The organism is Flavobacterium sp. IMCC34518 (genome assembly GCF_027111095.2).
GTDB lineage: Bacteria > Bacteroidota > Bacteroidia > Flavobacteriales > Flavobacteriaceae > Flavobacterium > Flavobacterium praedii.
This window is the reverse complement of sequence record NZ_CP114284.2, coordinates 2,942,531-2,961,538: the sequence shown is the minus strand read 5'-3', so window position 1 is coordinate 2,961,538 and position 19,008 is coordinate 2,942,531. Positions and strand designations below refer to the sequence as shown.

19 protein-coding genes are annotated in these 19,008 nt (G+C 30.4%); 8 read left to right on the top strand and 11 right to left on the bottom strand.

Annotated elements, in window-relative coordinates:
* Positions 1–44: 44 nt before the first annotated feature.
* The 7 genes from OZP06_RS12735 (at position 45) to OZP06_RS12705 (ending at position 6,522) form a co-directional block, all read left to right on the top strand.
* Complete coding sequence (locus OZP06_RS12735; RefSeq protein ID WP_269222179.1) at positions 45–620, top strand: hypothetical protein; 576 nt, start codon at positions 45–47, stop codon at positions 618–620.
* Between the two features lie 186 nt (positions 621–806).
* On the top strand, positions 807–1,193 hold the full coding sequence (locus tag OZP06_RS12730; protein ID WP_269222178.1) for a RidA family protein: 387 nt from the start codon (positions 807–809) through the stop codon (positions 1,191–1,193).
* A gap of 58 nt (positions 1,194–1,251) precedes the next feature.
* Positions 1,252–2,508, top strand: coding sequence for a chloride channel protein (locus OZP06_RS12725; RefSeq protein WP_281323793.1), 1,257 nt, complete (start codon positions 1,252–1,254; stop codon positions 2,506–2,508).
* 67 nt (positions 2,509–2,575) lie between these two features.
* Entirely contained in the window at positions 2,576–3,583 is a 1,008-nt protein-coding gene (locus tag OZP06_RS12720) for a bifunctional oligoribonuclease/PAP phosphatase NrnA (RefSeq protein WP_281323792.1), read from the top strand.
* A 3-nt stretch (positions 3,584–3,586) separates the two neighbouring features.
* Positions 3,587–4,228, top strand: coding sequence for a gliding motility-associated peptidyl-prolyl isomerase GldI (gene gldI, locus OZP06_RS12715; protein ID WP_269222177.1), 642 nt, complete (start codon positions 3,587–3,589; stop codon positions 4,226–4,228).
* A gap of 29 nt (positions 4,229–4,257) precedes the next feature.
* A complete protein-coding gene (locus tag OZP06_RS12710) occupies positions 4,258–5,382 on the top strand; it encodes a peptidylprolyl isomerase (protein ID WP_269222176.1) in 1,125 nt (374 codons plus the stop codon).
* A 75-nt stretch (positions 5,383–5,457) separates the two neighbouring features.
* The gene (locus OZP06_RS12705) at positions 5,458–6,522 is read left to right on the top strand and encodes a peptidylprolyl isomerase (RefSeq protein WP_269222175.1); all 1,065 of its coding nucleotides are present in this window, start codon (positions 5,458–5,460) and stop codon (positions 6,520–6,522) included.
* Positions 6,523–6,592: 70 nt separating this feature from the next.
* Here OZP06_RS12705 and OZP06_RS12700 read toward each other — a convergent pair whose 3' ends face one another.
* Positions 6,593–7,030 carry a hypothetical protein gene (locus OZP06_RS12700; RefSeq protein WP_269222174.1) on the bottom strand — a complete coding sequence of 146 codons (438 nt, stop codon included), beginning with the start codon at positions 7,028–7,030 and terminating at the stop codon, positions 6,593–6,595.
* Between the two features lie 656 nt (positions 7,031–7,686).
* On the opposite strand from OZP06_RS12700, the gene OZP06_RS12695 reads away from it, so the two are divergent.
* Positions 7,687–9,576 carry a tetratricopeptide repeat-containing sensor histidine kinase gene (locus tag OZP06_RS12695; RefSeq protein ID WP_281323791.1) on the top strand — a complete coding sequence of 630 codons (1,890 nt, stop codon included), beginning with the start codon at positions 7,687–7,689 and terminating at the stop codon, positions 9,574–9,576.
* 33 nt (positions 9,577–9,609) lie between these two features.
* Here OZP06_RS12695 and OZP06_RS12690 read toward each other — a convergent pair whose 3' ends face one another.
* From OZP06_RS12690 to OZP06_RS12645, 10 genes are all read right to left on the bottom strand, one after another.
* Complete coding sequence (locus OZP06_RS12690; protein WP_269222171.1) at positions 9,610–10,209, bottom strand: GNAT family N-acetyltransferase; 600 nt, start codon at positions 10,207–10,209, stop codon at positions 9,610–9,612.
* Between the two features lie 222 nt (positions 10,210–10,431).
* Positions 10,432–10,788 carry a hypothetical protein gene (locus OZP06_RS12685; protein ID WP_269222170.1) on the bottom strand — a complete coding sequence of 119 codons (357 nt, stop codon included), beginning with the start codon at positions 10,786–10,788 and terminating at the stop codon, positions 10,432–10,434.
* A 95-nt stretch (positions 10,789–10,883) separates the two neighbouring features.
* Complete coding sequence (locus tag OZP06_RS12680; RefSeq protein ID WP_269222169.1) at positions 10,884–12,062, bottom strand: AIR synthase related protein; 1,179 nt, start codon at positions 12,060–12,062, stop codon at positions 10,884–10,886.
* Between the two features lie 160 nt (positions 12,063–12,222).
* A complete protein-coding gene (locus OZP06_RS12675; protein ID WP_269222168.1) occupies positions 12,223–13,107 on the bottom strand; it encodes an OmpA family protein in 885 nt (294 codons plus the stop codon).
* 179 nt (positions 13,108–13,286) lie between these two features.
* The gene (locus OZP06_RS12670; RefSeq protein WP_269222167.1) at positions 13,287–14,780 is read right to left on the bottom strand and encodes a carboxypeptidase regulatory-like domain-containing protein; all 1,494 of its coding nucleotides are present in this window, start codon (positions 14,778–14,780) and stop codon (positions 13,287–13,289) included.
* A 67-nt stretch (positions 14,781–14,847) separates the two neighbouring features.
* Positions 14,848–16,224: a CsgG/HfaB family protein gene (locus OZP06_RS12665; RefSeq protein ID WP_281323790.1), complete on the bottom strand. Its 1,377-nt coding sequence runs from the start codon at positions 16,222–16,224 to the stop codon at positions 14,848–14,850.
* A gap of 61 nt (positions 16,225–16,285) precedes the next feature.
* Positions 16,286–16,693 (bottom strand): curli production assembly/transport component CsgF, encoded by a 408-nt coding sequence (locus OZP06_RS12660; RefSeq protein WP_269222166.1) that lies wholly within the window; start codon positions 16,691–16,693, stop codon positions 16,286–16,288.
* Between the two features lie 57 nt (positions 16,694–16,750).
* Positions 16,751–17,485, bottom strand: coding sequence for a CsgE family curli-type amyloid fiber assembly protein (locus OZP06_RS12655; protein WP_281323789.1), 735 nt, complete (start codon positions 17,483–17,485; stop codon positions 16,751–16,753).
* Between the two features lie 3 nt (positions 17,486–17,488).
* A complete protein-coding gene (locus OZP06_RS12650; RefSeq protein ID WP_269222164.1) occupies positions 17,489–18,010 on the bottom strand; it encodes a hypothetical protein in 522 nt (173 codons plus the stop codon).
* A 197-nt stretch (positions 18,011–18,207) separates the two neighbouring features.
* On the bottom strand, positions 18,208–18,894 hold the full coding sequence (locus OZP06_RS12645) for a hypothetical protein (RefSeq protein WP_269222163.1): 687 nt from the start codon (positions 18,892–18,894) through the stop codon (positions 18,208–18,210).
* Positions 18,895–19,008: the final 114 nt, after the last annotated feature.

Below are 19,008 nucleotides of genomic sequence, written 5' to 3'. Positions count from 1 at the left end.
ATTCATTTTAAAATATAGATTTGAAAAAAAATTAAAAAACAAAAATGAGAACTTTTACATTTAGCATTTATACATTGCTCTTCTTCTGCAGTTCCTTTGGACAAACAAAAAATGGAATAAATTTTCAAGCGAAAATAGAAAACAGAAATTGGGATTATCTCTATATCAAAGACGCCAATTATAATACCGTACAAATTATTGACATTGATACAGATGGTTTATTCAAAGCAACATTAAACATACAAGATGGTATTTATCTGCTTTTTGATGGAGTTGAATATTTTAAAATTTACCTGAAAAAAGGATATAATCTTCAACTTACGATGAATACCAATAATTTCCGAGAATCGATTGTGTTTACTGGAATAGGGGCTGAAGAAAATAATTATTTAGCCAAAGAATCTATTTTTGAAGTGAATTATAATTATGGAATATTATCGAATGCCAAAACGCCTAAGAAAACACAGAAATTAATTGAAGAAAAGGAAAAAACCTGTATTCAAATGTTAAAAAATAATACTTCGTTTGATAAGACATTTGTTGATCTTGAGATCGGTTTCTATAAAAATCATTCAGAAGAATTAAAAAAATATTATGGTGAACTTCGCGAAATGAATTAACCGCAGAAATTAAAAGAAATCTATTATTTTGTTATAAAAAACACAATACAACCTCAGGAAGGCCTCTATTAAAAAAGAGGTCTTTTTTTTAAATCTAAATTTTATAAATTGCGGTCTCTAATAACAAAACCAAAACAATAAAAGGAATCAAATCTGACCTTTTTTTTAAAACTAAAAATTAAATTAATGAAAAGAGAAAACATATTAACAGGTTCTCCGTGGGAAGACAAAATGGGATATTGTCGTGCAGTTCGAATTGGGAACATTATCGAAGTCTCAGGAACTGTAGCTATAATTGATGGAGAAAAAGTAAAAGCTGATGATGCTTATGCTCAAACTTTCAACATTTTAGAAAGAGTAGAAAAAGTTCTTCAAGATCTTAATGTAGGAATGAAAGATGTAATTCGCACACGAATTTTCACTACCGATGTAACTACTTTTGAAGAGGTTGCAAAAGCACATGCTACCTTTTTTAAAGATATCAAACCTACGACTGGATTTTATGGTATCAATCAATTAGTAGCACCCGAGTATTTAGTTGAAATTGAATTTACAGCCATTGCTTCTGAATAATTCTGACAATTGTAATACTTTAGCATAAATATTAGTTTTTAAAAAGGTATTATAGTTCATGGATTTTCAAAAAATAAAAAAAACAATGCTTATCCTACTCAAATGGTTATCTATTTGTGGTTTGATAGGCATTTTTTCTGGATCGGCTTCTGCTTTTTTCTTGGTTGCATTAGAATATGTTACCCAAGTTAGAAATCACAATAGTTGGATTATTTGGTTTTTACCATTTGGAGGTTTACTAATCGGTTACTTGTATTATTATTTGGATGCAAGAATTACAAAAGGGAACAATCTATTATTAGAAGAATACAATAAACCCGAAAAAAAAATTCCCTTTTTGATGGCTCCAGTTGTTCTATTGGGTACATTAATCACGCATCTTTTTGGAGGATCTGCTGGTAGAGAAGGAACTGCAGTTCAAATGGGAGGAGCAATTGCCGATTTATGTACTCCTCTTTTCAAATTGAACGATCCCGAAAGACGAATCCTAATTATACTTGGGATAAGTGCTGGTTTTGCATCTGTTTTCGGAACGCCATTAGCAGGAGCGTTATTTGCCTTAGAAGTTGTGTTTTTCAGTAAAATCAATTTCAAAAGTATTATCCTATCTTTTACAGTTGCTTATGTTGCTTATTTTACAGTTGAATTTTGGAATATAAAACACACCCATTATTCTATTCCTTTACAACCCGAATTCAATTTTACTTCTTTGTTTTGGATACTAAATGCGAGTATATTATTTGGATTTGCCGCTTTGCTTTTTTCCAGAACTACTCATTTTTGGGGAAAATTGTTTTCTAAAACAATAAAATATCCTCCATTAAGACCTTTCATTGGCGGAATAATAATAGTTTTGGCGGTCTATTTCTTAGGAACTACAAAATATATTGGATTGGGAGTTCCCATGATTGTTGAAGCCTTTTCTATACACAATGCTCCTTACGATTTTCTCTTAAAAATTTTATTTACTGGCTTTACACTTGGAGCTGGATTCAAAGGTGGTGAAGTAACCCCTCTTTTCTTTGTAGGAGCAACATTAGGTAGTGCTTTATCTCTAGTAATCCCTTTACCAATTGCTTTTTTGGCAGGATTAGGATTTGTAGCAGTGTTTTCTGGCGCTACACATACTCCAATCGCTTGTACCGCAATGGGAATAGAGCTCTTTGGGTTACACAATGGATTTTACATCGGATTTGCTTGTATCATCGCCTATTTTTTCTCAGGATCAATCGGTATTTACAAATCGCAAATTGTAAAAGGTCCCAAATCTATTTTATATCAAAGCATTCGAAAAAAAGGATTGAAATATTTATAAAACTATAAAACTTATAATTTCATAAATGATTTCAACTTTTAGTTTAAAAAATGTAATTTCGCAAACTATGAATACACTAGACATACAAGCGATACAGTTGTTATTATCAACTCCAAAAAAAATTGCCATAATTCCGCATCGAGGTCCAGACGGAGACGCCATGGGTTCAACATTAGCATTATATCATTTTTTATTAAAAAACAATCATAATCCTATTGTGGTTTCTCCTAATGATTTTCCAGATTTTTTAGCCTGGATGCCAGGATCTGAAACAGTAAAAATTTACGAAAAAGACAAAGAAAATTGCACAAAAATTCTACAAGAAGCTGAACTTATTTTCACTTTGGATTTTAATGCACTTCATCGAGTTGGTGAAATGGAACAAGTTTTAGAAAAACTCACTGCACCATTTATCATGATTGATCACCACCAGAAACCAGATGATTATGCAACTTACACCTATTCTGATATTGCATTTGGTTCTACTTGTGAGATGGTTTATAATTTTATTTCTTTTTTGGATAAAAAACAAGATTTAGACAAAACTATTGCAACCTGCATTTACACAGGAATATTAACAGATTCTGGCTCATTTCGTTTTCCAAAAACAACAGGAACAACCCACAGAATTATTGCAGAGTTAATAGATCTTGGCGTAGAAAATACCGTAATTCCAACATTATTATTTGATAACAGCTCCTACAATCGTCTGCAATTACTGGGAAGAGCATTGCAAAATATGAAAGTAATGATGGATCACAAAACATCATACACCTCATTGACGCAAGAGGAATTAAATTCATTTGATTATATAAAAGGAGATACTGAAGGCATTGTCAATTATGGATTAAGTATAAAAGGCATTGTATTTACTGCTATTTTTATCGAAAACAAGGAAGAAGGAATTATTAAAATTTCATTCCGTTCTCAAGGTAATTTTGACGTCAACCAGTTTGCCAGAGACCATTTTCAAGGTGGAGGGCACAGTAATGCTGCAGGAGGAAAATCTGAAGTTTCTATGGAAGAAACTTTAACTAAATTTGAAAGTTTAGTACACAATTTAAAAATAGAATAGCCCATGAAAATTTTTAAAATCTTAGTAATTCTAATTTTTACAACCTTGTTTTTTTCGAGTTGTAAACAACAACAAGAAGCCAGAAGACCTATATCGCAATCATCAGGAAGCTTTATGAAGCAATCAATTGCCCGAAACAAGAAAATGATTGCTGGAGAAGAAGATCAAATTCAAGCCATTATAAAAAGTAACCCAAAAATACAATATGTAGCATCCAAAAAAGGGTATTGGTATTACTATGAATCTAGAAATTTAACAGATAGTCTAACTCCTAAAAAAGGTGATATTGCTTTTTTTGATTACGAAATAAAAGACTTACAAGGTAATATCATTTACTCTCAAGAAGAATTAGAACCGCAAATTTACAAAGTAGACAAGCAAGAAATCATGATGGGATTGAGAGATGGAATAAAATTAATGCGAAAAACAGAAAAAGTAAACTTTCTTTTTACCTCACATATGGGATATGGTTATCATGGCGACAACAACAAAATAGGCACGAACCAACCTTTAATTTGCACTGTAACGCTAAATGATTTCATGCCTGAATCTAAGTATACTGAGCAAATCCAAACCAATACTGTAGCAAAAATCAATACTCCTATTAAAGTAAAAGCTATAAAAAAAGACACCATAACTAACTAATAAGAATAAAAAACTAATAGTAACTAAACATGAAAAAGAATATTTTATTTGCACTACTACTAATTACATCATTCTTCTCTTGCAACAAAGAACACAGCAATTTACCTGACGGGTTATATGCCGAAATAGAAACAAATAAAGGAAGTATTTTATTAGCATTAGATTATAAAAAAGCGCCAGTAACGGTAGCTAACTTCATAACATTAGCTGAAGGTGAAAATAATTTTATTGTAAATGACACTTTAAAAGACAAACCTTTTTATAATGGATTGAAATTTCACAGAGTTATCAAAGATTTTATGATTCAAGGAGGAGACCCTTTAGGTACAGGATCAGGAGATACTGGTTATAAATTCAAAGATGAGATAACTGATTTAAGATTTGACAAAGGTGGTATTTTGGCTATGGCCAATAATGGACCTGGAACCAATAGTAGTCAATTTTTCATAACCCATTTAGAAACACCTTGGCTTGATGGTAAGCATACAATTTTTGGCCATGTAGTCGATTATAATCTTGACGTAGTAAATAAAATAGAACAAGATGATTTTATAAAAAGTGTAACTATCATTAGAAATGGAGAAGAAGCTAAAAAATTTAACGCTAAAAAAGTTTTTTCAGACTATTTCAAAATAGAATCGGAAAGCCAAAGACAAAAAGTAGAAGCTGAAGCATTGGCAAAAAAAGAATACGAAGCCAAATACAAAGCAGTTTGTGAAGAAAAAGTAGCCTATTACAATTCTATAAAAGGAAAATCTATTAAAACTTCAACTGGCCTTCAATATGTAATCACCAAAAAATCAGGCAGCAAAAAGCCTTCTATAGGATCAACTATATACATTCATTATGCTGGATTCTTAGAAAATGGAACATTATTTGATTCCAGTCTTGAAGATGTTTCCAAAACTTTTGGAAAATTTGACCCAGCACGAGCAGCTGCAAACCAATATATCCCAATTCCTTTTCAGGCTGGAAAAAAAGATGGACTGATACCCGGTTTTATTGAGGGAATAGAAAAAATGGCAATCGGAGACAAAGCAGTTTTATTTATCCCATCCCATCTTGCCTATGGAGAAGCTGGAGCTGGAGATGTAATTCCTCCAAATTCAAATATTATTTTTGAAATTGAATTATTGGATAAAATGCCTAATTAATGCAACGAGGCTAATAAACTAATAATCTTAATGTCTATTTAACATCAAAAATGAACCCATTAAATTTTAAAAAAAATGAAATCTAAATTCGTATTATTACTCTTTTTAGGGCTATTTAATTTACATGCACAAAATGCGAAGAAAACCGTAACTGCAAAAAAACCGAGCACAAGCCTTAAAGCCACTGTTGCAGATGGAATTTTTGCAACAATCGCTACCAATAAAGGCAACATTACTATTCAATTATTTTATACAAAAGCACCTATTACAGTTGCCAATTTCATAAGCTTAGCAGAGGGTAAAAATCCATTTGTAACAGTTGAAAGATTAAAAGGAAAACCTTTTTTTGATGGTTTAAAATTCCATAGAGTTATAAAAGACTTTATGATACAAGGTGGAGACCCAGACGGCAATGGATCTGGTGGACCAGGTTATGCTTTTAAAGATGAATTTAACGATTCTAAATTTGATAAAGCTGGAATTCTTGCCATGGCCAACTCAGGTCCTGCTACCAATGGAAGTCAATTTTTTATTACTCATAAAGACACACCTTGGTTGAATGGAAAGCACACAATTTACGGACAAGTAACTCAAGGAATGTCAGTTGTAAACAGCATTGCTCAAGATGACGTTATCACAAAAATCACTATTGTAAGAAAAGGCGAAGCCGCTAAAAAATTTAATGCTGCAAAAGTTTTTACTGATTATTACGCTAATAAAGCAACTGAAGAAAAAGCCAAATTAGAGAAAGAAGACAAAGAAAGATTAGCTGCAAATGAAATTGCACTAAAAGAATTTGTAAACGGACAAACAACTACAAGTGGTTTAAAATATATTGTTTTAAAAGAAGGTACTGGTGCGATCCCATCTTTAACAAGCAATGTAAAAGTACATTATACAGGAACCTTTACAAACGGAACTATTTTTGACAGCAGTGTTAAACGCGGAGAACCAATTGATTTTAATTTAAACCAAGTAATTAAAGGTTGGACAGAAGGCCTTCAATTGATGAAAGAAGGCTCTAAATACAAATTTTACATACCTTATACTTTGGCTTATGGAGAACGAGGCTACCCTGGTGCAATTCCTCCAAAAAGCGATTTACTTTTTGAAGTGGAATTGATTAAAATAAATCAATAAATACAAAAAAACAAACCCTTTCAGAGTTTAAAACTGTGAAAGGGTTTTTTATAGGAAATAAAAGGAATGACTACTTTTTAAACTTCCAGTCAAATTCATCTTTGGCATTTATTATAGCTCCAATTTCGAATTTAACAACTTCTTCAAATTCTGTTTGTAGAATTATCCAATTTTCTTCATTGAAATAATTTTCAAAAGTATCAAACTCTTCTTGAGTAAATTTAGTTATGCCTTTTTGAGCCAAATCTTTTTTTACTTCTGTAATTTTTCTATTGATTACTTTATTATCAAACAATTCTAAATCTGGGCTTGACGCAACAAGATATCCCAATTTCAACTCTTCCTCTTTATAGAATGTCAAACGAATTTTAAGCGCATTGTAAGCAAAAATCACATTATCATCTTCGTCTTTGTAGTTTCTATTGGGTTTACCATAAATGGCAATAACATCATTTTGTTTCATTCCAAAAATGAGTTTATCAATACCGTTTTTAGGATTTATTTTCATTGTGTACTTTTTTCTAGTTACTTTATTATTTCAGCAAAGGTATTCTTTTTTTAAATAAAATATATTCTTAAACTTGCTCGTTACCATTCAATTTTAAAATCCAATTACAGCCAATCTAATTATTTAAAAAACAAGATTAAAGTTTATGAAGCTTCAATAATTAAACCAGAAAGAGAAAAATTCCATTTCAACCCAGATTTCAAAAAAGGCAGCTATCATTTGTCAAGGATACTGACTTTCTTGAAATCTAGGTTTAAAAAATAACTATACTTACTATTAAATTACAAAGAATATACAATTAAGAAATTAGCATAAGGAAAGATCAAAATAGTAGTCTATTAAAAAAATTTAAAACCCTAAATTTATAATTAAAATACCAAAAGCAGAAAAAAATAATATCAACATAAACAATGCTATATTAAGATATTAAACACATAATCTTATAAAAAAAAATTCAAGATAAAGTGAAAAATTACAAAAAAGTAATTTAAAACAAACTAAACAGAAAATTAGGATTTAAATTATAAAGAATAAATTATAAGCATAAAAATATAGATAATTTGATCAAAAAATGAGGAGGACAAATGTTCTACTTTTATATTAATTTTAAACATGCTATTTCATAAATTAGTGTATTTTTGAAAAAAATATAATTAATGATTCAAAAAATTACCCTAATATTCCTTTTCACTTTCCTGTTTATCATTACTCAAGCCCAAAGTCAAAATACTAACACCAAGACAATTGATTCTTTAAAATTAGAATTAAAAAAAACAAATAGTATTTCAAAAAAAACAGATTTATTATTATCTATTTCTTCCTATCCTGATTATATTGATACTGATGAATCATTAAATTATGCAAAAGATGCACTTATTTATGCAAAAAAAGGCAATAATCTATTAAAAATGGGAGATGCCTATAGTAAAATGGGCATTGCTTATGAAATCAAATCTGATTTTGTTAGTGCATTAAAAAACTTTTATAAAGCACAAGTTATTTTTGAAAAATTAAATGACACAAAAAGACTTGTCGGTTTATACAATAACATTGGACTGATATATGTTGATCTCAAAAATTACAATCAGGGCCTTTATTTTTATGACAAAGCACTTCAACTAAGCTACAAATCAAAAGTTCACCGTAACATTTCTTTATTATTAAATAATATTGGTGATGTTAATTTACAGAAAAAACAATATAATAAAGCGCTTAATTATTTTTACAAAGCGCTAATTATGAATAAAAAATTGAATGATATTGAGGGTATAAGCTTAAATCTGACTAACATCGGTATTTGTTATGTAAATTTGAAAAAATACGATAAAGGATTGGAAATGATAAATCAATCTGTTTTGACATACACGGATAAAAACAATTTTTATACAACCTATAATACTTACGAACTTGGTAGAGTTTATTACTTCAAGTCGCTAAAAGAACAGAATAAAGTTGACAAAAAAAAATACATTGAAAAATCTATTGGCTTCTTTAATCAAACACTAGTCAATTTTAAAAAATATAAATCTTTAAAAGACATTCAAGACACCTACTTTTATTTAGCTAAAGTGAATAAAGAATATGGCAATCCAGTTATTGCATTAGACTATTATGAAAAATATTTTGCCATAAAAGACTCTTTGTTTTCAAAAGAAAGTGAAAAAAGACTAGCTAATCTAGAGTTTCAAAGAGAAATTGATTTAAGAGACAATCAAATTGAAATTCAGAAACTAAAAATAAATAGAAATTCCAGACAAGTTTATTTTCTTATTACAATAACAATTTCAGTACTGTTACTTTTGATATTGCTATTATGGCTGTATTTATCTAAAAGGAAAGCAAATAAAATAATTTCGAATATTAATACACAAAAAGACCGGTTTTTCTCCATAATTGCACATGATTTAAGAGGTCCTTTTAATGGTTTTCTGGGTTTAACCGAATTAATGGCTGAAGAAATTGAGAATATGTCTTCAGAAGAAATAAAATTTGCCGCAATAAATATGAGAAGTTCTGCCAAGAATCTTTTTAACCTGTTAGAAAATTTATTGGAATGGTCTCGTATGGAACAGAATTTAATTCCATTTGATCCAAAAAATTTAGAATTAATCCCTCTTTTATCTGAAAGTATACTAACAATGTATGACAATGCTTTTAAAAAAGAAATAACCATAAATACTGATATTGAAACCGTTAAAACAATTCATGCAGATAAAAATATGTTTCAAGCATTAATTCGCAACATTGTAATGAATGCTATAAAATTTACGCCTAAAAAAGGGAGTATTGATATTTACACAAAAGAAAACTTTACTGACACCATTATCTGTATTAAAGATTCTGGAATTGGTATGAATCCGAAAATATTACATAATTTATTTAAACTAGATATTCAAAACAATCGAATAGGGACAGAAGAAGAACCAAGTACAGGGTTAGGATTGATTTTATGCAAAGAATATATTGAAAAACATAAAGGAAAAATCTGGGCTGAAAGTATAGAAGGAAAAGGAAGTACTTTTTATATTAGCTTTCCAAAAAAGTAATAAATCAAGATTTTGATTCCATTTCACTTCATGCTATAACTTTCGTTTTAAATTTTCTTTTACCTCATCAAACCATTCTTTTTTGAGGATACTCAATACAATACTATCTCTACGAATATCACTATCTAGCGTTGGCATGTGACTTCGAAGAACTCCTTCGATTTTGCAACCAATACTTTTCATTGCCGCAATACTTCGCTGATTGTTGTTATCGGCACGAAACTCTACGCGCTCCATTCCAAGGGTTTCAAATGCAAATTGTAACAATAGGAATTTGCAATGTTTATTAAGACCAGTTCCCCTAAAGTCTTTTCCGTACCAAGTATATCCCAACTGCAAGGTTTTAAATTCCAAATTAATATCATAAAACCGAGTACTTCCAGCATATTTTTGCGATTTTTTATCAAAAACAATAAAAGGGAATTCCGTTTGATTCTCTTTATTTTTTATGGCTAACTGAATATAGTTTTCTAGATTTTCTTTCCCATTGGCGCGAACTAAAGAGTATTCCCAAGTTTCGGGCTCATGAAGTGAAATATCCAGAAGATTATTGACATCCGTTATTTGAAGTGGACGAAGCAAAACCATTTCGTCTTCGAGTATAGTATCTTGAATGAAAGGAGAAGTTGTCATTATTCTTTTTTGGGCTAATGTATAAAAATAAAGACAAATCACAGCCTTTTTTGCTATTGTTCACTGATGCCATAGCCCAGATAAAAATGGAAAGCCCACAGTATAAAACACTAATTTTTCTTGTTATAAAAGAGCGACCAAAGGAAGCTCCTTTTATGACATAGAAAAATAGTGTTTTATACGCGGACTTGTAATGGATAGCTGGATAAGCTCCTGAAAATATTATTCACTCATTTCATCATAACGCTCGGGAACTTGAGGGTCATATAGCGGGCATTTGAATTCGGCCATGGTATCTACAAGAAGATTCATGGTTTTTCCTTCGGTCCCGTAACAATCTATTTTGATGCTTTGTGGTGTTGTTTTTATTTGAAAAGCGCCTTTGCCGCTGGTGTTTTTCCAACTATTGTCATCTACTTTTTCCCATTTTGAAAAAACGGTATTGAATCTATTAAGAATTACCTCAATTGGAAGTATTTCCAGACCTTCAACTTCTAGTTGCTCATCGATGGCTTCATACACTTCATGATGGTTTAAGTACACTTCTTCTAAGTATTTCCAAAATAGTAATTCGTACATTTTAAAAAAGTTTAATGGTTTAAAAGTTTAAATCGTTTAATCTATAATACAGTTAAACCTTTAAACGATTTAACAACTAAGCAATTTAATATTTTTTAATACTCAAAAGTACCGTATTCACTTGTAATTGTAAGTTTTTTTGAATCACAAGCTTCTACCCTACCTACTATTTGTGCCTCTACATTGAATGATTTTGAGATAGCAATAATGTCCTGAGCAATGGATTCCGGTACATAAATTTCCATACGATGACCACAGTTGAAAACTTGATACATTTCTTTCCAATCAGTTTTGGACTGTTCTTGTATCAATTGAAACAAAGGCGGAACTGGAAATAAATTATCTTTTATGATATGCAGATTTTGTACAAAATGCAAAATTTTGGTTTGAGCACCACCACTGCAATGTACCATTCCGTGAATATCTTTGGACGTATATTTATCTAAAATTTTCTTGATTATTGGTGCATAAGTCCTGGTTGGAGAAAGCACTAATTGGCCTGCATCAATAGGTGAATTTTCAACAGCATCGGTCAATTTTACTTGTCCGGAATAAATTAATTCACTAGGAACTGCCGCATCAAAACTTTCTGGATATTTGGTTGCTAAATATTTTGAAAAAACGTCATGGCGAGCAGAAGTTAATCCGTTACTTCCCATTCCGCCATTATATCCTTTTTCGTAAGTTGCTTGACCAAAAGAAGCCAATCCTACGATGACGTCTCCTGCTTTTATATTTGCATTATCAATTACTTTGGAACGTTTCATTCTAGCTGTTACGGTAGAATCTACGATGATCGTTCTGACCAAGTCGCCCACATCGGCAGTTTCACCACCTGTGGAATGAATGGTAACGCCAAAAGAATTTAACTCTTGGATCAATTCTTCGGTTCCGTTGATAATTGCTGACAAAACTTCACCGGGAATAACATTTTTATTTCTTCCAATAGTTGAAGAAAGCAAAATATTATCAGTTGCTCCTACACACAATAAGTCATCAATATTCATAATTAAAGCATCTTGAGCAATACCTTTCCAAACCGAAATATCTCCAGTTTCTTTCCAATACATATATGCTAAAGAGGATTTGGTACCAGCGCCATCGGCATGCATAATCAAGCAATAATTTTCATCCTGCGTTAAATAATCAGGAACAATTTTACAAAATGCTTGAGGAAATAATCCTTTGTCTATATTTTTGATGGCATTGTGTACATCTTCTTTGGATGCCGAAACACCGCGTTGTGCATATCTTTTTGAAGTATCTGAACTCATTTTTATGTTGTGTAGTTGTGGGACAAAGATAATTTTAATGTGACAATTAAACAATTATAAAAGGAATCAATTTCAATGGCAATTATTATACCAATTTCAAAAGTATAATTTATGAAATCTTAATTCCACTATCTAAGATTCTGCAATCTGAAAATTTCTTCTAATTGGCTAAGATTTCAATCTCAACTCGACGATTTGATTCCCGTTCCGGCTCTGATTTTTCGGGCAAAGGAAACAATGGTTTTGAGCTTCCAAAACCTATAAATGTCATTCTACTTTTATCAATTCCGTTGAATTCTAAAAACTTATAAATGGCTTTAGCTCTTTGGGTACTTAAATCCCGAATATCTTTTTGTACACAGCAAATATGTCCTTGAATTTGAATTTTTAAATCGGGACAACTTTTCATTACGGTCAATAATTCGAACATAACCGACCTGGATTGGGGCATAATGGCAAAAGTATCAACAAAAAAGTTCATACTCTCCAATTTAAGTTTCTCCCCAACATTGGCAACGCTAACCTTTTTCATAAAAACAGTGTCGATTTTTATATTTAATAGTGATCCGTCTGGATTTTCATAAACATAAACATCTGAGAATTTAACTTTAGGTCTTATCTTTTCAACTACAACTTCTTTCTTTTTTGCAATTATTTTTTCTTCATTTACAAAATCTTTTGGCTGAATGAAGTAAAGTGTAACTTTTCTATTTTCAGCTTTAACAGCGGAGGAAGTATGCAGTTCCCCAAAATTTATTGTTTTGAAATCTGATCTAATTTTCACTCTGTTTTTTATGATACCAAAAACGTAATCGATTCGTTTTTTGGCCAAAGTATCATTGTACCCAACGGATCCTTCTTCATCACAAAAACCATATACACCTATTACTTTAATGTCTTTATTAACAGTCAACCATTTGTTTAATTTTGATAATTCTTCTTTTTGCAATACAAACTTATTACTTTCAAAAAAATACGAAACTTGTTCTTGTGCCATAACACAAGAAACCGAAAAGCAAACGAACAAAGCGATAAAAAACTTCATAATTTGAGTATATTTTACTCAAATTTACAATAAAATTAATTGAAAAATAATTGGCCATAATAAAATTCAATTTTAGCTCTATTACTAACCAAAAAAGAAATACGTCTAAATTATTCTTGACTGCACAAGAAAAACTCAAACGTATTCCAACCTTTATATTCTAATAATTTAAACTATATTTACTTCCATTCCGGCATAGATCCTCCTGTAAAAAGTGTCGTTCTACTGTTACTTGTATTCCCACTACTGGAAGTTGATGTTTTCAAAATATTTTTTATGGATATTCCGTCATTCGATGTGTTTGTAAAAATGACTTCGGCTTCATTTGGCGAAAACTTCACATCCAAATCATTATATCCATTTGCTTTACTGCTATTTAATTCCGTTGATGTATTTGTTGCTTTATCATAGATAAAAATCCTTGAATCAAACCTTCTGTAGGTTGAATTTTCATTACCCGAAACATCTCGTGTATACACAATTTTCTGCATATTAAAAGACATATTCAAGCCACTTACGGCACCCGTTATTCCTGACAATACACTATATAAAACTTGACCATTCCACTTAATTACATAAATTTCTACATTATAACCTGATATATCATTTACTTTTAATACAATTTCTTTACCATCTTGACTCCAATCACATTCTGAAATAAATTTACCATTTGGTGTTTTAAACATTTCAATTAAACCACCACCATCAATATTTATTCGGTATAATTTATCAAAATTGGGATAAATAATCTGACTTCCATTCGTACTCCAACAAAAGTTAATATTCTCCATATTGAAGCCTGCGATAGGAACCGTATTTGTAATTTTCTTTACACCAGAACCATCAAGTTCCATGGTATAAATTTGATTTTGAGATCCATCGGAACTGATATATGCAATTTTATTGGTTTGCAAATTTTTTCTTGGTCTATAACTATTTACAGAAGACGAAGTCAATTGCAATTCATTACCTGCTTCATCAGCTGTAAAAATCACATTATTAGTGTTTACTTTTTTGATATATAAAAACCTAGGGTTTGGAAAAGGTAAAGTTGTAAAAGAACTTGTGAGACTATTAGTTGGAGTATTTATCGCATCAGATGAAGCTACTTGCCAATAATATTTGGTACTGTATTTTAGGTCTTTCAATTCCAAACTTCTTGTTGTTAAATCTTTATACGTTTTAATTTCGTCTGTAGTTCCATTTTTAACTGTAACTACATAGGTTAATGAATCTTTATCCACATCGGTTGCAGTCCAAGTTAACTTTAGATTTATGGCTTGATTTTTTGATAAATCTGTTGGCGAAGTCAAAACTGGAATATCTGGCGGCCTATTATCGGCAGTAGAAACTTTCAATTCAAATATAATTTGATTGGTTTTATTCAACTCTACAGTTGCAGCTTCAAACTTAGCAATGTATTTATCTTTTCTGGCTTCAAATGTGTATTTTCCAATTGCTATTTTATCAAAAGTAAAATAGCCATCTTTATCTGTAAAATAGGTACTTGTTGAAGGATTTGAAGAAATCCTTGCATTCTCAATAGGTGCAAAAGTAACAGCATCAACTACTCTTCCTTTTACAGTACCAGTTCCGCCATCTGAAATTTTTTCTTCAGAACAGGAAGTTACGATAATTAAGCATATTAAAATTCCAATTTTTAACTTTTCCATTTGTAGGCTTTTTATAAATAGTATAGACTTCACTATAATCGAATTACAATCACTTTACTTAAAAATTCTATTTGCTTATCCTTTTGCTAATTCGCTGCGGTAAATAATAGCTCAACCCTAATCCGAAACAATAAAAATAATCGTCTCTTTTGCCAGCTTTCATATAATCAACATTGTCTGAAAAACACATATTAAACTCGCTATATGCATTAATACCTAAATTATTTGTAATTAAATATTCCAAACCTAATCCACCTTGTATTTTGCCTTGTATATTTTCGTAAGCACTATTAAAAAAAGTACCAGTTCCTACATAAACAAAAGGACTAAAACTATCAAAAGGGAGAATTAAAAAATTTAGGTTAATGTCAATTGAACCATAACCAACATCCAATCTGTCTTTATTTCCAACACGAAAAACACTGGCAGCTCCATTAATGCTAAAGTTTGGGGTAAAAAAATATTTGACACTTGCTTTTACTAATGGTTTAGGAACAGGATTAACATAATCACCATCGATATAGGCAGTACCTCCATCAATTTCGAATCCTACTTTACCTCTTTTTTCATAACGATCACGGCCATAAAGTAATGCCAAATCTGCAGCTTCTTTTTCTTTTTCATACGCTGTTAAAAAATCTGTAACTTCTTTATTTGTAGCTTTAACTTCCCAAATTTTATCTTTTATACCATCAACAACTAGTCCTTCAACCGCTTTTTCTATAGCTTCAGTCACTGCAAGTTGAACCGGTTCATTTCTGGTAAATCCAGTTTCAACTTCTAAAAGCCTATTGAGATTTACATATCGAAACAAACTAGCATCAATACTTTGGGAAAGTATAGTCTTAGAAACATACACAGTGTTAAGAATTTTACCGTTTGATGTTGATACTAATCGAAGATAAATAGAAACTCGATCTTGCCTGTATTGTGTAGAAGCTCCCGCGCCAAAATATCGTGCTCCATATCCCCCCGTAATAATATTGGAATCATAGGATATAATTCCTCCTTCCAATAGTACTCCCGCAAATAATAGAGGTGTTAACGGTGCATCTTTTGTATTGGCATCTGTTGCATATTCTTGACGAGTAGACCGAATTATATTTCTCTCATTTAAGAGATTACTCAAATTCTCTCGCTCAATAGGAACAAACCAATTTGAATCCTGAAGGGCTTTAATTAATATCGAAGTCGCTCCTTGAGTTACTGCTGTACTAAAGGTGCTTCCTATCTCTGTAGGTTTATATTGACCCGTTTGATCTTTAAACTTATAGACACCAACAACTACTTGTTCTTTTGGTGGTGGTAAATTTTTTAAAGTAATTGTTGCCGGAGTGTTTTCTCCAAAAACAGCTTTTTGAACTCCAACAGGCTGATTAAAGTAAGCACCACAACTTGTTAAAAGAAGTACATAAAAATACAGTATAATAATTTTTTGTTTCATGAATAAGGCTATTAAAAATGAGGCTATAGAACAGTATCTTAAATATTCATAAATTAAAAAATCAATTACCAGGAACAATCACCTGTGTTTGTTCTCCCGTTTCTATGTCTAGAATATCCACAATCAATCCTAGATTTGAAGGATAAACATCAACAGATAATGTTCCAAAATCATAGGTTCCTACGGAAATTCCATTACTTCCAAACTGTTCATCAAATAAAGAATTTGAAATTTTATTCAACAACTGATTGTTTAAATTTTCTTTGAATCGTTCCAATTGCGTGGGCTGTTTGAATCCAGAATTTGCGGTTTCTTTAAAATCATTCTGAGCTTCAGCCGAACTCATTAACATTTGATAATTAAATGTATCACCTCCAAAATTTGGATTCATCGGTTTATACACTAAAGCTTGAGCATTTACATTAAAATAGAATCCTAGAATACAAACTAAAAATAAATATGCTTTCATGATATTCTGATTAAGTAATTAAAACAATACTAGTTTTTATATGTGAGTTACTATTTTTCAATACCTCATTATCATTTTATTTTGTTTCTCAATATTTTTAAAATATTTAAAAACATCAGAAGAAACTGTTTCCGCCATGTACTTCAAGTAATCTTCATCAGGTCTTGAAATAAACTCATTGATAACTTCACCATCCACCAAAACCATTATTTTTGTAGTTCTACCAAATGTTAATTCTTCCTGAACAGCCACTATTTTACTTGAATTTAGCTTTAGCTTTGTGTATTCTTTATAAAATAATTCATAAAAATCATTCCCTAATTTTGTCTTAGTGTCATTGGACACAATACCCATCATTTCTAAACCATCTTTAGGCTTAGTTTCTCCAACTTTAGATTCATCATCAATTCCTATTTCAATTCTATCTTTCCCAACAATCGCATTATTCTCATCATAGATAATCAACAGTATAATAATTTGATCGTCTTTACTTTCATTTATTTGTGTTTTTGATAATGTTACTTTTTGTTGCGGATCTAAAATTACTCTCCCATCTTGAGCATTTTTCGAACTATTTGAATTGAGTTTGTTTTTTTTAAACACGGTCAACTTATAAGATATACTCTTATAAACAGTTTTTAAATTCTCTGCAGTTCCACGTATAAAAAGAATATTTTCAATTTTTTCTACTTCAATTTTGGCTTTAACTTCTTTATAAACAACTTGAGAATAACTAAATTGGCAGCAAAATAGTAAAGCGAATAAAAAATATTTTACTTCAAAAAGTTTCATCTTTTATCTATTATAAATGTAAACCGTTCCAGAATTTCCTGTTTGATTGATTTGCAAGTTTTTAGAAATTGAATTGGACCCATTACTAATAATGGTCAAATTATTACCTTCTTGATTGTATGTGGTATTTATTGGATCTTCTGAATACATAGAAAAATCACTAATAAAATTATTGTTACCGGTTTGAATAATATTTTCATTTAATTCATATGCATTTTTATAGACAGATGCATAATTATTGTTACCAAATTGATTGACATCCACACTCCCATTATAGGTACGGACACTTATATCAGCATAATTGTAATTACCAATTTGTTTGATTTGAACTAAATTATTATTTTGAAGAAATTGGTTGGTATTTTGAGACTTATCTAAGTATATTTTATTTTGATTATCCAAGTATTCTTTTGTAATCAAATTTGTTTCGTTTAATGAAGTACGAATAATTTCTTCTTGTGCATTTATTTGAAATGTACAAAAAGCTAAAAGAAAAAATAAGATTATTTTACATTTTAATCTCATGACTTTTTATTTATCTAACAGTTTTTATTTATGATTTAAAAAAAACCACAAGCTTTATATTATTATTTTAAAGTATTCTTCAAACATTGTATACTGTAAATATTTATTAAAATCCTGTTTTATCTGTTTTTATAAAATTATTAAAAACAAAAAAAGGTAGAACCTATACAATTCTACCTTTTTTCTACAATTTTAAATTAGTTTGATTGATAAACCAATGCATAATTACCTTCACCAACTTGAGTAATAGTACTTACATGACAATCTCCATATTGAAGTGTCAAAGCATTATTATCCATTCCCCACTGAGTAACTTCAGAAAAGTTGTCAGTACCAAATTGACCAGTACCTGCTCCATTATCTTCTCCAGTTTGAGAGATGTTTGATGTATTAAACCAATCTCCTTGCAAAGAATAAGCATAATTACCATCACCATCTTGTACTATTGTAGAAGAGTTTCCTACCCAAAATTGTAATGAAGTTGCATCATTATCATTTCCAGTTTGAGTAATAGAAGAATAGTTAAAACCTCCTAATTGGCCTATAACTGCATCATTGCCTGTACCAGTTTGATCAATCATTGCTAAGTTTGCCAATCCTAATTGTCCTACATAAGCATCATTTGAAGTTCCATCTTGAAAAACTGCAGCTGCATTAAACAGACCACCTTGATTAATGTCGGTTTCATTTGAATCTCCAGTTTGATCGACCAATGCTAAATTTGCAAGCCCCATTTGCAATATATCAGAATCATTCATAGTTCCTACTTGAGAAACTGCTGCTCCGTTAATAAAGCCATACTGACTCACATTACTTACGTTTGCTTGTGCAAAACCTACTACTGAAACGAGCATCGCGGAGATGCTTAAAATAACTTTTTTCATAATAAATATATTTAATTGGTTGTTAATACAAATTATTATGTAGGTTTTTATATAATAAAAATTGGGTAATTTTATTATAATACAAGTAGGTTTATGAACAATGAAATTGGGTTT

Coding starts and splice junctions, on each gene's coding strand:
- OZP06_RS12735 (WP_269222179.1), top strand. CDS start 45: ATGAGAACTTTTACATTTAGCATTTATACATTGCTCTTCTTCTGCAGT.
- OZP06_RS12730 (WP_269222178.1), top strand. CDS start 807: ATGAAAAGAGAAAACATATTAACAGGTTCTCCGTGGGAAGACAAAATG.
- OZP06_RS12725 (WP_281323793.1), top strand. CDS start 1,252: ATGGATTTTCAAAAAATAAAAAAAACAATGCTTATCCTACTCAAATGG.
- OZP06_RS12720 (WP_281323792.1), top strand. CDS start 2,576: ATGAATACACTAGACATACAAGCGATACAGTTGTTATTATCAACTCCA.
- gldI (WP_269222177.1), top strand. CDS start 3,587: ATGAAAATTTTTAAAATCTTAGTAATTCTAATTTTTACAACCTTGTTT.
- OZP06_RS12710 (WP_269222176.1), top strand. CDS start 4,258: ATGAAAAAGAATATTTTATTTGCACTACTACTAATTACATCATTCTTC.
- OZP06_RS12705 (WP_269222175.1), top strand. CDS start 5,458: ATGAAATCTAAATTCGTATTATTACTCTTTTTAGGGCTATTTAATTTA.
- OZP06_RS12700 (WP_269222174.1), bottom strand. CDS start 7,030: ATGAAAATAAATCCTAAAAACGGTATTGATAAACTCATTTTTGGAATG.
- OZP06_RS12695 (WP_281323791.1), top strand. CDS start 7,687: ATGATTCAAAAAATTACCCTAATATTCCTTTTCACTTTCCTGTTTATC.
- OZP06_RS12690 (WP_269222171.1), bottom strand. CDS start 10,209: ATGACAACTTCTCCTTTCATTCAAGATACTATACTCGAAGACGAAATG.
- OZP06_RS12685 (WP_269222170.1), bottom strand. CDS start 10,788: ATGTACGAATTACTATTTTGGAAATACTTAGAAGAAGTGTACTTAAAC.
- OZP06_RS12680 (WP_269222169.1), bottom strand. CDS start 12,062: ATGAGTTCAGATACTTCAAAAAGATATGCACAACGCGGTGTTTCGGCA.
- OZP06_RS12675 (WP_269222168.1), bottom strand. CDS start 13,107: ATGAAGTTTTTTATCGCTTTGTTCGTTTGCTTTTCGGTTTCTTGTGTT.
- OZP06_RS12670 (WP_269222167.1), bottom strand. CDS start 14,780: ATGGAAAAGTTAAAAATTGGAATTTTAATATGCTTAATTATCGTAACT.
- OZP06_RS12665 (WP_281323790.1), bottom strand. CDS start 16,224: ATGAAACAAAAAATTATTATACTGTATTTTTATGTACTTCTTTTAACA.
- OZP06_RS12660 (WP_269222166.1), bottom strand. CDS start 16,693: ATGAAAGCATATTTATTTTTAGTTTGTATTCTAGGATTCTATTTTAAT.
- OZP06_RS12655 (WP_281323789.1), bottom strand. CDS start 17,485: ATGAAACTTTTTGAAGTAAAATATTTTTTATTCGCTTTACTATTTTGC.
- OZP06_RS12650 (WP_269222164.1), bottom strand. CDS start 18,010: ATGAGATTAAAATGTAAAATAATCTTATTTTTTCTTTTAGCTTTTTGT.
- OZP06_RS12645 (WP_269222163.1), bottom strand. CDS start 18,894: ATGAAAAAAGTTATTTTAAGCATCTCCGCGATGCTCGTTTCAGTAGTA.